Source organism: Pseudomonas sp. MWU13-2105 (assembly GCF_023242315.1).
GTDB lineage: Bacteria > Pseudomonadota > Gammaproteobacteria > Pseudomonadales > Pseudomonadaceae > Aquipseudomonas.
This window is the reverse complement of the sequence record NZ_JALLIY010000018.1, coordinates 111,655-124,180: the sequence shown is the minus strand read 5'-3', so window position 1 is coordinate 124,180 and position 12,526 is coordinate 111,655. Positions and strand designations below refer to the sequence as shown.

9 protein-coding genes are annotated in these 12,526 nt (G+C 62.2%); 5 read left to right on the top strand and 4 right to left on the bottom strand.

The window, feature by feature from the left end; translation table 11 throughout:
• Positions 1 to 53 precede the first annotated feature (53 nt).
• Together gyrA and mtnA are read right to left on the bottom strand one after the other, a co-directional pair.
• Positions 54 to 2,705, bottom strand: a complete 2,652-nt coding sequence (gene gyrA, locus M5B96_RS24735) for a DNA gyrase subunit A (RefSeq protein WP_248799608.1) — start codon at positions 2,703 to 2,705, stop codon at positions 54 to 56.
• 327 nt (positions 2,706 to 3,032) lie between these two features.
• Entirely contained in the window at positions 3,033 to 4,109 is a 1,077-nt protein-coding gene (mtnA, locus tag M5B96_RS24730) for an S-methyl-5-thioribose-1-phosphate isomerase (protein WP_248799607.1), read from the bottom strand.
• Between the two features lie 109 nt (positions 4,110 to 4,218).
• On the opposite strand from mtnA, the gene M5B96_RS24725 reads away from it, so the two are divergent.
• From M5B96_RS24725 to M5B96_RS24705, 5 genes are all read left to right on the top strand, one after another.
• A complete protein-coding gene (locus M5B96_RS24725) occupies positions 4,219 to 5,550 on the top strand; it encodes a TRZ/ATZ family hydrolase (RefSeq protein WP_248799606.1) in 1,332 nt (443 codons plus the stop codon).
• Between the two features lie 88 nt (positions 5,551 to 5,638).
• Positions 5,639 to 6,337, top strand: a complete 699-nt coding sequence (ubiG, locus tag M5B96_RS24720; protein ID WP_248799605.1) for a bifunctional 2-polyprenyl-6-hydroxyphenol methylase/3-demethylubiquinol 3-O-methyltransferase UbiG — start codon at positions 5,639 to 5,641, stop codon at positions 6,335 to 6,337.
• Between the two features lie 3 nt (positions 6,338 to 6,340).
• Entirely contained in the window at positions 6,341 to 7,012 is a 672-nt protein-coding gene (mupP, locus tag M5B96_RS24715) for an N-acetylmuramic acid 6-phosphate phosphatase MupP (RefSeq protein WP_248799604.1), read from the top strand.
• Between the two features lie 36 nt (positions 7,013 to 7,048).
• Positions 7,049 to 7,789, top strand: coding sequence for a YciK family oxidoreductase (locus tag M5B96_RS24710; RefSeq protein WP_248799603.1), 741 nt, complete (start codon positions 7,049 to 7,051; stop codon positions 7,787 to 7,789).
• A 282-nt stretch (positions 7,790 to 8,071) separates the two neighbouring features.
• Positions 8,072 to 8,998 carry a GGDEF domain-containing protein gene (locus M5B96_RS24705; protein WP_248799602.1) on the top strand — a complete coding sequence of 309 codons (927 nt, stop codon included), beginning with the start codon at positions 8,072 to 8,074 and terminating at the stop codon, positions 8,996 to 8,998.
• A gap of 180 nt (positions 8,999 to 9,178) precedes the next feature.
• Here the strand turns inward: M5B96_RS24705 and M5B96_RS24700 are convergent, their stop codons facing one another.
• Together M5B96_RS24700 and M5B96_RS24695 are read right to left on the bottom strand one after the other, a co-directional pair.
• Complete coding sequence (locus tag M5B96_RS24700) at positions 9,179 to 9,943, bottom strand: iron-containing redox enzyme family protein (protein WP_263859685.1); 765 nt, start codon at positions 9,941 to 9,943, stop codon at positions 9,179 to 9,181.
• Between the two features lie 79 nt (positions 9,944 to 10,022).
• On the bottom strand, positions 10,023 to 12,482 hold the full coding sequence (locus tag M5B96_RS24695; protein WP_248799600.1) for an EAL domain-containing protein: 2,460 nt from the start codon (positions 12,480 to 12,482) through the stop codon (positions 10,023 to 10,025).
• Positions 12,483 to 12,526 lie beyond the last annotated feature (44 nt).

Genomic DNA, 12,526 nt, shown 5'->3' with positions numbered 1-12,526 from the left:
CCTACTCCAGGCCGGCTACGCCTACGGTAGAGAGTAGAGCAGACAGGCGCTTGTTAGTCCTGCGGTTGCGCGTCGTCGGTCGCCGCATCCTGCGACTGGTCGTCGGCCACGTCGTCGATCAGCGCTTCGCCGTCGAACTCGACACCGTCTTCCAGCTCTTCGCCTTCGACTTCCGATGGTTCCTGGACACGTTCCAGGCCCACCAGCGTTTCATCACTGGCCAGCTTGATCAGCGTCACGCCCTGGGTATTACGCCCCAGGCTGGAGACTTCATCGACACGGGTGCGCACCAGCGTACCCTGGTCGGAAATCAGCATGATCTCCTCACCGTCAAGCACCTGCACCGCACCGACCAGGCGACCGTTACGCTCGTTGCTGACCATGGCGATCACGCCCTGGCCGCCACGCTTGTACTCGGGGAACTCGCTGATCGCGGTGCGCTTGCCGAAGCCGCGCTCGGAGGCCGTGAGGATCTGGCTGCCTTCTTCCGGAATAATCATGGAAATCAGCTTCTGGCCTTCGTTCAGGCGCATACCCCGTACACCGCGCGCCGTACGGCCCATGGCCCGCACGTCGGACTCCTTGAAGCGGGTGACCTTGCCGGCGTCGGAGAACAGCATGACCTCACGCTCGCCATCGGTGATCGCGGCGCTGATCAGCACATCGCCCTCGTCCAGCTCCAGGGCGATCAGGCCAACGCTGCGCTGGCGACTGAAGGCTTCCAGCGGAGTCTTCTTCACGGTACCGTCGGCGGTCGCCATGAAGATGAAGTGACCTTCGGTGTATTCCTCCACCGGCAGCATGGTGGTGATGTACTCACCATCATCCAGCGGCAGCAGGTTCACCAGCGGACGACCACGGGCGGCGCGGGAAGCTTCGGGAATTTCATAGGTCTTGAGCCAGTACACCTTGCCCTTGCTGGAGAACAGCAGCAACGTGGTGTGGCTGTTGGCAACCAGCAGGTGGGCAATGTAGTCCTCATCCTTGACGCCGGTCGCCGACTTGCCTTTACCACCGCGGCGCTGGGCCTGGTAGGCCGCCAACGGCTGGGTCTTGGCGTAGCCGCCGTGGGAAATGGTCACCACGCGCTCTTCTTCCGGGATCATGTCGCCCAGGGTCAGGTCGAGACGGGCATCGAGGATCTCGGTACGCCGCACGTCGCCGTACTCGGCACGAATCACTTCCAGCTCTTCGCGGATCACTTCCATCAGGCGCGTGGCGCTGTTGAGGATGCGGATCAGCTCGCCGATCTGGTTGAGGATCTCCTGATACTCGGCCAGCAGCTTCTCGTGTTCCAGGCCGGTCAGGCGGTGCAGACGCAACTCCAGAATGGCTTGCGCCTGTTCCGGCGACAGAAAGTACTTGCCGTCACGCAGGCCGTATTGCGGGTCCAGGGTCTCCGGACGGCACGAGTCGGCACCGGCACGCTCGACCATCGCCACCACCGCCGACGATTCCCAAGGCATGCTGATCAGCGCTTCCTTGGCTTCCGACGGCGTCGGCGAGGCCTTGATCAGGGCAATCACCGGGTCGATGTTCGACAGCGCAACCGCCTGGCCTTCAAGGATATGACCGCGCTCGCGGGCCTTGCGCAGTTCGAACACGGTACGCCGGGTCACCACTTCGCGGCGGTGACGGACGAAGGCTTCCAGCAGGTCCTTGAGGTTGAGGATCCGCGGACGACCGTCGATCAGCGCGACGATGTTGATACCGAACACGCTCTGCAACTGGGTCTGGGCGTAGAGGTTGTTGAGAATCACCTCTGGCACTTCGCCACGGCGCAACTCGATGACCACGCGCATACCGTCCTTGTCGGACTCGTCGCGCAGTTCGGTGATGCCTTCGAGCTTCTTCTCTTTCACCAGCTCGGCGATCTTCTCGATCAGCCGGGCCTTGTTCAACTGGTACGGCAGCTCGGTAATGACGATCTGCTGGCGACCGCCGACCTTGTCGATGTCCTCGATGGTCGAACGGGCGCGCATGTAGATGCGCCCACGACCGGTGCGATAGGCCTCGATGATGCCGGCACGGCCGTTGATGATCGCGGCGGTCGGGAAGTCCGGCCCCGGGATGTACTGCATCAGGTCATCGACGCTCAGCTCGGGATTGTCGATGAGGGCCAGGCAACCGTCGATGACTTCACCGAGGTTGTGCGGCGGGATGTTGGTCGCCATGCCCACGGCGATACCGCTGGAGCCGTTGACCAGCAGGTTGGGGATACGGGTCGGCATGACCGCCGGGATCTGTTCGGTGCCGTCATAGTTCGGCACCCAGTCCACGGTTTCCTTATGCAGGTCGGCCAGCAGCTCGTGCGCCAGCTTGGTCATGCGCACTTCGGTGTATCGCATGGCCGCGGCGTTGTCGCCGTCCACGGAACCGAAGTTACCCTGGCCGTCGACCAGCAGGTAGCGCAGGGAGAATGGCTGCGCCATCCGAACAATGGTGTCATAGACCGCGGTGTCACCGTGCGGGTGATACTTACCGATCACGTCACCGACCACACGGGCAGATTTCTTGTACGGCTTGTTCCAGTCGTTACCCAGTTCGCTCATTGCGAACAGCACACGCCGGTGCACGGGCTTCAAGCCATCGCGCGCATCAGGCAGTGCCCGCCCGACAATCACGCTCATCGCGTAGTCGAGGTAGGACTGTTTCAGCTCGTCTTCGATATTGACCGGGAGGATTTCTTTGGCCAGTTCGCCCATGAGAAGCCTGATTCCTTTTTCTGGTGAAACTTCGTCACATCCATATGGGACGAACGAAGCTCGCCGCCGCGGGCCTGATGCCCTGCAACGACTTACGACAAATCAACGAGTTATGCCTTGGATCTGCGCAGTGAAGGCAGCCGGTTCGGGCTACCCTGGAAACCGTCGGATGTTATCACAATCGCCGCCACGCACCTACCCCGGTATAGGCAAGGAAGTAGACGGGCGGCCGCCGTAACCGACCGAGAGCGCGCCGAGAGGGGCCCAGAGGCAAGACGACCGTCCCCAGGGCGCGCAAAATACTCCCTGGCCTGGGACAAAAGCCGGTCAATGCAGGCGTTTGCGGCACATCAACTGCGCCATCTTCGCGGCATCCGGACGCTCGACGATGCCTTTTTCGGTCACGATGACATCGATCAAGTCCGCCGGCGTCACGTCGAAGACCGGATTGAAGGCCTCGACCTCGGCTCCGACCCGGTGCCCGCCGACACTCAACAGCTCGCTGCCGTCGCGCTCTTCGATCGGGATATCGTCGCCGCTGGCCAGTTCCATGTCGATGGTCGAGCTCGGGGCCACCACCATGAACCGCACGCCATGGTGCATCGCACAGACCGCCAGCTGATAGGTTCCGATCTTGTTGGCCACATCACCATTGGCCGTGATGCGGTCAGCCCCGACGATCACCCAGGTCACGCCCTTGGTCTTCATGATGTGCGCGGCGGCCGAGTCGGCATTCAAGGTCACCGGAATACCTTCGTTGGCCAGCTCCCAGGCCGTCAGGCGCGAGCCTTGCAGCCAGGGCCGGGTTTCATCGGCATAGACCTGCTCGACCATGCCCTCCAGAAAAGCCCCACGAATCACCCCCAGGGCCGTACCGAAGCCGCCGGTGGCCAGGGCGCCGGTATTGCAGTGGGTCAGGATCGCCTGGGCATTGCCCTGATGCTTGCGGATCAGGTCGACCCCCAGTTGCGCCATGGTCAGGTTGGCCTCGCGATCGCTGTCATGGATCGCCACCGCCTCGGCCTCCAGGGCCGCCAGCGGAGCGACACCGTCCTTGACCCGCTCCAGACGCTCGCGCATCCGGTCCAGGGCCCAGAACAGATTGACCGCGGTCGGCCGTGAGTTCGCCAGCAGGGCAAAGTCAGCTTCCATCGCCGCCAACCAGTCGCCACCCTCGGCGATTCGCGCCCGCGCCGCCAACACCACGCCATAGGCGGCGCTGATACCGATAGCCGGCGCACCGCGCACCACCATCGAGCGAATCGCCTCCGCGACCCCGGCGGCACTGTCGTAGGCCAACCAGGTTTCCTCGAACGGCAGAATGCGCTGATCGAGCAGATACAAGGCACCATCACGCCAATCGATGGCCTTCACTTTTTCCGCAGCCAATAGCCGATTGCGCATGATTCACCCCACACTCCGGAACAAAAGCCACCGATTATAGCGATCCCCCGGTGAGGACGCTCGGGTATACTTCGCCATTATTTCAGATAAAGCCCGGAAGCCGTCCACGATGCCGAATACCGCCGCCCCGCTCGATCTTCTCCTGCTGCCGACCTGGCTGGTCCCTGTCGAACCCGCCGGCGTGGTACTCAAGGAGCATGGCCTGGGCATTCGCGACGGACGTATCGCTTTTATCGGCACCCGGGCCGAGGCCTTGAAACTCGGCGCCAGGGAAATCCGCGAATTGCCGGAGACCCTGCTCGCCCCGGGCCTCGTCAATGCCCATGGGCATGCCGCCATGACACTATTTCGCGGCCTGGCCGACGACCTGCCGCTGATGACCTGGCTGGAACAGCATATCTGGCCCGCCGAGGCCAAATGGGTCGACGAGGCCTTCGTCCGCGACGGCACCGACCTGGCCATCGCCGAGCAGCTCAAGGGTGGCATCACCTGTTTCTCGGACATGTATTTTTTCCCTAAAATCGCCAGCGAACGCGTGCACAACAGCGGCATTCGCGCGCAGATCGCCATTCCGATCCTCGATTTCCCGATCCCCGGCGCCGCCAGCGCCAATGAGTCACTGCGCCAGGCCGTCGAGCTGTTCGGCGACCTCAAGCACCATCCGCGGATCAAGATCGCCTTCGGCCCCCATGCCCCCTACACCGTCGGCGACGAAAACCTGGAAAAAGTCCGGGTCATTGCCGAAGAACTCGATGCCGCGATCCACATGCACGTGCATGAAACCGCCTTTGAAGTGCAGCAATCGCAGGAGCAACGCGGTGAGCGCCCGCTGGCGCGCCTCGGCCGCCTCGGTTTGCTCGGCCCACGCTTCCAGGCCGTTCACATGACCCAGGTCAGCGATGACGACCTGGCACTGCTGGTAGAAAGCAACACCAGCGTGATCCACTGCCCGGAATCGAACCTGAAACTGGCCAGCGGCTTCTGCCCGGTGGAGCGTCTGTGGCAAGCCGGCGTGAACGTGGCCGTAGGCACCGACGGCGCGGCGAGCAACAACGACCTCGACCTGCTCGGCGAAACCCGCACCGCCGCGCTGCTGGCCAAGGCCGTCGCCGGTTCCGCCACGGCCCTGGACGCACATCGCGCACTGCGCATGGCGACCCTCAATGGCGCCCGGGCCCTGGGGCTGGAGCAGGAAATCGGTTCGCTGGAAGTCGGCAAGGCCGCGGATATGGTCGCCTTCGACCTGTCGGGCCTGGCCCAGCAGCCGATCTACGACCCGGTGTCGCAACTGATCTACGCCAGCGGTCGTGGCTGCGTGCAACATGTCTGGGTCGGCGGCAAGCCGCTGCTCGAAGACCGCCGCCTGACTCGCCTGGACGAACAGCAGTTAGGCACCACGGCCCGGGCTTGGGGCCAGCGCATCGGCGCCCAGAAGCATTGATTGACGCGCCATAGAGCGCATGAATTGAAGATGACGCAACGCCCGGCGGGCGGCATCAACCTGATTTCCAAGCTTTAGAGGATAGTCCATGAGCAACGTCGACCACGCTGAAATCGCCAAGTTCGAAGCCCTCGCCCATCGCTGGTGGGACCGTGAAAGCGAGTTCAAGCCGCTTCACGACATCAATCCGCTGCGGGTCAACTGGATCGACGAGCGGGTCAAGCTGGCCGGCAAGAAGGTCCTCGACGTCGGTTGCGGCGGTGGCATCCTCAGCGAGGCCATGGCCCAGCGCGGTGCCACCGTCATGGGCATCGACATGGGCGAAGCGCCCCTGGCCGTGGCCCAGCTGCATCAGCTGGAATCCGGGGTCAGCGTCGAGTACCGGCAGATCACCGCCGAAGCCCTGGCCGAGGAAATGCCCGAGCAGTTCGACGTGGTCACCTGCCTGGAAATGCTCGAACACGTCCCTGATCCGTCTTCGGTGATCCGCGCCTGCTTTCGCATGGTCAAGCCCGGCGGCCAGGTCTTCTTCTCCACCATCAACCGCAACCCCAAGGCCTATCTGTTCGCCATCGTCGGCGCGGAATACATCATGGGCCTGCTGCCACGCGGCACCCACGACTTCAAGAAATTCATCCGCCCCTCCGAGCTGGGTGCCTGGAGCCGCGAGGCGGGCCTGGCGGTCAAGGACATCATCGGCCTGACCTACACCCCCCTGACCAAGCACTACAAGCTGGCGGCGGACGTCGACGTCAACTACATGATCCAGACCCTGCGCGAGGAGTAAGCAATGCGCTTGAGAGCGGTTCTCTTCGACATGGATGGCACCCTGCTCGACACCGCGCCGGACTTTATCGCCATCTGCCAGGCCATGCTCGCCGAACGCGGCCTGCCGGCGATTGCCGACCGGTCGATTCGCGACGAAATCTCCGGCGGTGCCCGTGCCATGGTCGCCGTGACCTTCATGATGGACCCCGAGTCGCCGGGCTTCGAGATGTTGCGCCAGGAGTTTCTCGAGCGCTACCTCAAGGCTTGCGCGGTCCATAGCCGCCTGTTCGACGGCATGGCCGAGTTGCTCGCCGATATCGAGAAGGCCAATCTGCTCTGGGGCGTGGTCACCAACAAACCGCTGCGTTTCGCCGAACCGATCATGCAACAGCTGGGGCTGGCAGAACGCTCGGCGCTGCTGATCTGCCCGGACCATGTGACGAACAGCAAGCCCCACCCGGAGCCGCTGATCCTCGCGTGCAAGATGCTCGACCTCGACCCGGCCAGCGTCTTGTTCGTCGGCGATGACCTGCGCGATATCGAGTCCGGGCGCGACGCTGGCACCCGCACCGCGGCGGTACGCTACGGTTACATCCACCCGGACGACAACCCCGATCACTGGGGCGCCGATGTGGTGGTCGATCATCCGCTGGAGCTGCGCAGGGTATTGGATAACGCACTGTGCAGCTGTTGAGCCCCGAGCTGTTTTTACATTTGTAGAGGTTTAACCATGTTCGATTATTCCGCCCGCCCCGACCTGCTCAAGGACCGCGTCATCCTGGTCACCGGGGCCGGCCGCGGCATCGGTGCCGCCGCCGCCAAGACCTATGCCGCCCATGGCGCCACCGTGCTGTTGCTGGGCAAGACCGAGGCCAACCTGAGCCAGGTCTATGACGAAATCGAAGCCGCCGGCCACCCGCAGCCGGCCGTGATCCCCTTCAACCTGGAAACCGCCCTGCCGCACCAGTACGACGAACTGGCGGCCATGATCGAAACCGAATTCGGCCACCTCGACGGCCTGCTGCACAACGCCTCGATCATCGGCCCGCGCACCCCACTGGAACAACTGTCCGGTGAAAACTTCATGCGCGTCATGCACATCAACGTCAACGCCATGTTCATGCTGACCAGCACCTTGCTGCCCCTGCTCAAGCTGTCCCAGGACGCTTCGGTGATCTTCACCTCCAGCAGTGTCGGGCGCAAAGGCCGCGCCTACTGGGGCGCCTATGGTGTATCCAAGTTCGCCACCGAAGGCCTGATGCAGACCCTGGCCGACGAGCTCGATAACGTGGCCCCGGTGCGGGCCAACAGCATCAACCCCGGCGCCACCCGCACCAGCATGCGCGCCCAGGCCTATCCCGGCGAGAACCCGGAAAACAACCCGACACCGCAGCAAATCATGCCGGTCTACCTGTACCTGATGGGGCCCGACAGCAGCGGCGTCAATGGCCAGGCCTTCGACGCACAATAACCCCCCGCGTCATTCCGCCCCCTCTGCGCAAGTGCCGGAATACCGGCACAACGCGACTAAATTGCAAAACGCCATCATCCGAAGTCAAACAACTGCCGCCCCTGTCGGCCAGCGAAACTCGTCCCGAAAAAACCAACACCCTGAATCCAAACGACTTTTATCCGGTTGAACCGATTGGCACGACTTTCGCTCTAACTTCTTCAACCACGCAGCGCGAGAACGGCCCCAAGCCGTCCTCACCCACCCTGTAAGACCGTATTCTGTGCTTAGGGGCTTGCCACCATGAAAACACCGACCCAGACCAACGCAATTGACTTTGATCGCGCCAGATTGCAACGCCTGGGTTTCGACCAGCTCCCACCCGCCCAGCAACGCCCCATCAGCCTGGCTCAACTGCGCCAGCAACTGGCCCTGCAGTTACAGGTCAGCCTGGAGCCGGAGCGTATCCTGGATATTTTCTTTCGTGAGATCCAGCGCGTGGTGCCCCTGGACGCCTTGAGCTACCTGCATCCGGGCAGCGACTTGCGCCTGGAATTCGGCCAGCGCGGTCATCACTCGATCAGCTACAGCCTCAGCCACGAAGGCGAGCATCTGGGCGAGCTGATATTTCGCCGTAGCCGCCGCTTCGACGAACAGGAACTGGGCAATCTGGAATCGCTGCTGGCAAGCCTGTTGTACCCGATGCGCAACGCCCTGCTCTATCGCGCTGCCACACGCTGCGCACTACGCGACCCGCTAACCGGGACCGGCAACCGCATCGCCATGGAACAGGCCCTGCAACGGGAATTCGAGTTGGCACGCCGCCATGGCCAGCCGATCTCGGTGTTGATGCTGGATATTGACCACTTCAAACAGATCAACGACAACCACGGGCACTGCACCGGTGACCAGGTACTGAAGACCGTCGCAGCCTCGATCAAGGAGCAACTGCGCAATGTCGACCGGGTATTCCGTTATGGCGGCGAGGAGTTCCTGATCCTGCTGTGCAATACCCATCGCGAGGCGGCGGCCATGGTCGGTGAACGCCTGCGTTATGCGGCGCAAGCCCAGGACTACGACTGCGATGGCCAGTTGATCAACCTGACGGTAAGCCTGGGTTGCGCCACGCTGTTGCCGGGCGAGTCCACGGAAAGCCTGCTGCGCCGCGCGGACAATGCCCTCTATGTGGCCAAGCGCGAAGGTCGCAACCGCCTGGCCATGGCCGGCTGAAATCCACGATGCAAGACACCAACCGGCTTATGGCCGATGGCGCCCGGATAGACGCGGCAGGACTCAGGGGCCTCATCGTCGGCAAGCCGGCGCCCACAATAATGGGGTTTCGCCGCCGGAGTATCGCCGCGACCAGCCTCTGTGGGAGCCGGCTTGCCAGCTCCCGCACCAGGGTACAGGTCAACCCTCGGCGAGGGCAGCCTGGCGTTCGCGGGCGAACGGAGCCTTTTCCGTGTGCTCCAGTTGCATGCAACGTTCGAGGAACAGGTACATGTAGTCGTAGCTTTTGCAGATGGCCTGCCGCAGCTCGACCTGCAACGCCTTACCGGGATTGTTGCCGGCCAGGGTGCAGATGATTTCCAACGCCTCCCACGGATGGGCATCGTCATACTGGGCGTGCATCTTCAACCATTTCATCGCGCGCTTGCGGTCTTCCTCCGGAAAGGCCGCGGCATAGACCCCCGTCGAACAGACCAGCGCCGACCACTCGCCCGTGGCCCCTTCGATCGCGTAGTTGGTCGCGGCAATCGCCACGATCAGCGGGTCGGCCGAACTGGTATGCCAGCACCAATGACTCAACGCGTGCAACTCGGGCGGCACCAACTGCGCCTGCAGGTCCTCGAGGCTCACCCCGTGAGCCCGACTCCAATGCAACCAATAGTCGGCGTGGTTCAGTTCCACGCGGATATTGCGCATCAGCCAACGCCGCGCCATGTCCTCGCCGGGATGGCGGGCAAAACGGGTCTTGGTGAGATTCTGTGCCATGTATAACGCAAACTGTTCAACCACCGGCCAGCCGCCAATCAGATAGTGGCGCATGGTTTTTGCGCTCAGCCTGTTGTCGCGCATCCGCTGGTAAAGTTCGTGTTCAACAACCCGGCGCTTGCTCTCGCTACAGTCCTGAATGAGCTGCTGCGCCCATGCGGGGTAGCTGGAGGCCTCCATAAGCGGGCCGGTTCTGCTGAATGTGTCGATCACTGTCGGGCTCCTTCTGAGTGGTGATTTAAGCAGATCAGCAAAGGTTTCAGCGGAATGTACCAGGCGTCTTGAACAGGAGAGGCCGAGGTCGCGCGGGCCGACACAACAGGCTGTCACAGGTAAACAACTGCGGGCGCTCGATGATGTAGCCCTGAGCATAGTCGACACCAATCTCGAGCAGCGCCTGCTCGATCTGCGGTGTTTCAACAAATTCAGCAATCGTTCGCTTCCCCATGACATGGCCGATGTGATTGATCACCTCGACCATGGCGCGGTTAATCGGGTCGTCCAGCATATCCTTTACGAAACTTCCATCGATCTTCAGGAAGTCTACAGGCAAATGTTTGAGATAGGCGAATGAAGACATTCCCGCGCAAAAATCGTCGAGGGAGAACCGGCAGCCCAAGTTCTTGAGTTCATTGATAAATCGGATGGCGCTACCAAGATTGGAAATGGCGCTGGTTTCGGTTATTTCGAAACAAATCATATCCGGCGGAATGCCGTGTAGTCTGAACTGCTCATGCAGGAAGCCGAGGAAGCCCTCGTCGCCAATGGTGGTACCCGACAGATTGATCGCGCACATGGCCATCTCCCCCTCGCGCTGCTGGGCAATGCATTCGGCGATGACCTTGAAGACATTCTGCACCACCCAGCGATCGAGCTGGGTCATCAGGCCATAACGTTCGGCGGCAGGGATAAAGCTGTCGGGCAGGATCATCCGCCCGGCTTCGTCATGCAAACGCAGGAGAATTTCCACATGGCCAGCGCTGTGATCGGTGTGGCCGAGCGCGGCGATTTCCTGGGAGTACAGGCAGAATCGATTCTCCTCCAGGGCCATGTGCAAACGCTGGACCCAAGCCATCTCGCCAAAGCGCAGGGACAACTCCGAATCGTCGGCGTGATAGACCTGGACCCGGTTGCGACCCTTTTCCTTGGCCATGTAGCAGGCCATGTCCGCTGCCCGTAGCGAGGCCTCCAGGGTGGCCGGCGCCTGGGCGATGTGCACCAGGCCGATACTGACCGTGGTCACGAACGGCCGCCCCTTCCAGACAAAATGCAGGTTCTGTACGGTCTGTCGCAGGCCTTCGGCGATTTTCTCCGCCGACTCCGACGGGCAGTTCTCCAGCAATATGCCGAACTCGTCACCGCCCAGCCGGGCCAGGGTATCGCCCTCGCGCAACCCGGACTGCAGCAAGGCACAGATGTGCCGGAGCAATTCATCGCCGGCGGCATGACCACAGGTATCATTGACCAGCTTGAACTGGTCCAGGTCGAGGAACATCAACGAGTGGCGTGCCGACTGGCGGCTCAGGTTATACAGCGCCTGCTCCAGGCGATACTCGAATTCGCGCCGGTTGGCCAGGCCCGTCAAGGCATCATGGGTGGCCTGCCAGGACAGGTTGGCGATGTACTGCCGCTCCTGGGTCATATCGTGCAGCACCAGCACCGTGCCACTGACCTTGCCGGCGTTGCGGATCGGCGCCCCCACCAGGGTCACCGACACGGTACTGCCGTCCAGGCGCTGGATCAGCTTGGAATGCTCGCTGCCACCGCTCAGCCGGCCACTGAGAATATGTTCGATCAGGGTAAAACCTTCGTCCTGGGCATTTTCGTCAAGCAGGTTGAACAACGCCGCCAGGGGCAGGCCATAGGCCTGTCCGGCTTTCCAGTGGGTCAGGTGTTCGGCGGCCGGATTCATGTAGGCGATGGCGCCTGCCACATCGGTGGTGATGACCCCGTCGCCGATCGACTCCAGGGTAATCTGCGCCCGCTCTTTTTCCAGCTGCAAGGCATCGGCAAAGGCATGGCGCTGGGCCAGCAACTTGTGCGTGCGTAGCAAGGCCAGGGCGATCAGGCCCAGGGCTGTAGCCAGGTTGGTGATCAACAGCAAACGGAGAATGACCCGTGAACCTTCGCCCAGGGCATCGCTGAAGGCTTTTGCAGCCGGCGTCACCCCGTCGTTGATGGCAAAGATCTGGCCCTTCCAGCGCTGGATATCGGTATTACTCTCCTGGTTCGCGGAGATCGCCCGGTGCATCTGCTGGGCGACACTGTCCAGGCGCACCAGGTAACTGTCGCCCACCGTCCATTTTTCAATGGCCCGTTCCAGATAGCTGAAGTGCCGGAAGTTCAGGTACAGCCAGATGATGCTGGAGACATCGTCGGGGTGGTTGCCGCCTTGCAGGATCCCGCGCCGGGCCGCCGCCAGGTCCGGAGTCGGCGCATCCAGGGCGATCCGCAGGTCATGACCGCCCTGGGGCACGGTAATCGACTCCTGATATTTGCGGAATATCGTTTCGTCGCGGCTATCGGCGTACAGGTTGAGGTAGTAGATGGCGTCCTTCTGGCCCTTGGACCAGAGACTCTCGCCCGCGACATAACCGCGCACGGCGGAAAGTACATACAGGCTCAGGCAACCCAGCAAGGCCTGAAACAGGACAACAGCGATAAATGGCCAGACGATACCCAACAGCCGTGGCGTTCCGAGAGTCCGCGTTTGCTTCATGAGATCCCTTGCATCAGCACTGCCAGATGAGCACTCGAGAGAAA

Bases quoted from the DNA above. Each gene is read 5' to 3' on its own strand.
- gyrA (WP_248799608.1), bottom strand. From the start codon at position 2,705: ATGGGCGAACTGGCCAAAGAAATCCTCCCGGTCAATATCGAAGACGAG.
- mtnA (WP_248799607.1), bottom strand. From the start codon at position 4,109: ATGCGCAATCGGCTATTGGCTGCGGAAAAAGTGAAGGCCATCGATTGG.
- M5B96_RS24725 (WP_248799606.1), top strand. From the start codon at position 4,219: ATGCCGAATACCGCCGCCCCGCTCGATCTTCTCCTGCTGCCGACCTGG.
- ubiG (WP_248799605.1), top strand. From the start codon at position 5,639: ATGAGCAACGTCGACCACGCTGAAATCGCCAAGTTCGAAGCCCTCGCC.
- mupP (WP_248799604.1), top strand. From the start codon at position 6,341: ATGCGCTTGAGAGCGGTTCTCTTCGACATGGATGGCACCCTGCTCGAC.
- M5B96_RS24710 (WP_248799603.1), top strand. From the start codon at position 7,049: ATGTTCGATTATTCCGCCCGCCCCGACCTGCTCAAGGACCGCGTCATC.
- M5B96_RS24705 (WP_248799602.1), top strand. From the start codon at position 8,072: ATGAAAACACCGACCCAGACCAACGCAATTGACTTTGATCGCGCCAGA.
- M5B96_RS24700 (WP_263859685.1), bottom strand. From the start codon at position 9,943: ATGGAGGCCTCCAGCTACCCCGCATGGGCGCAGCAGCTCATTCAGGAC.
- M5B96_RS24695 (WP_248799600.1), bottom strand. From the start codon at position 12,482: ATGAAGCAAACGCGGACTCTCGGAACGCCACGGCTGTTGGGTATCGTC.